The sequence below is a fragment of the Seonamhaeicola marinus genome (assembly GCF_008085455.1).
On sequence record NZ_VSDQ01000206.1, the window covers coordinates 1 to 565 of the forward strand.

Here is a 565-nt window from a genome sequence, read left to right on the forward strand (position 1 = left end):
CGTACTTCGGTTAAATCAAAATCGTTTTCAAACTCAACGTTTACAGACTCACTGTGCCCGCCTGCTGTTGGAATTCTAACAGCTGTAGCTGATACAGAAAATGTTCTGTCGTCCATAATTTTTTGAGGTTCTCTGGCTAACTTCATTTCTTCTTTGGTATAGCCATTTTCTAAAAATACATCACAGTGTGGTAATGCGTTTCTACCAATTGGGTATGGGTAGGCCATTTCCCCTTCAATACCTGCAATTTCGTTTTCTAATTGTTTTACGGCTTTAACACCTGTACCAGAAACTGATTGGTATGTTGAAACAACCACACGTTTCATTTTATATTTTTTGTGAAGCGGATTTAATGCCATAACCAACTGTATTGTTGAACAGTTAGGGTTTGCTATAATTTTATCATCTTTAGTTAAAACAGATGCGTTAATTTCAGGCACTACTAGTTTTTTTGTAGGATCCATTCTCCAAGCTGAAGAATTATCAACTACAGTAGTACCAGCTTGTGCAAATTTAGGAGCCCATTCTAAAGAGGTGTCTCCACCTGCAGAAAATAGCGCAATAT

Annotated in this window: 1 protein-coding gene; it reads right to left on the reverse strand. The window is 37.3% G+C overall.

All coding sequences use genetic code 11. The annotated features are described in order from the left end of the window. A partial coding sequence (locus FUA24_RS03040) for an aspartate-semialdehyde dehydrogenase (protein ID WP_148540012.1) occupies positions 1–565 on the reverse strand: 565 nt, incomplete at both ends.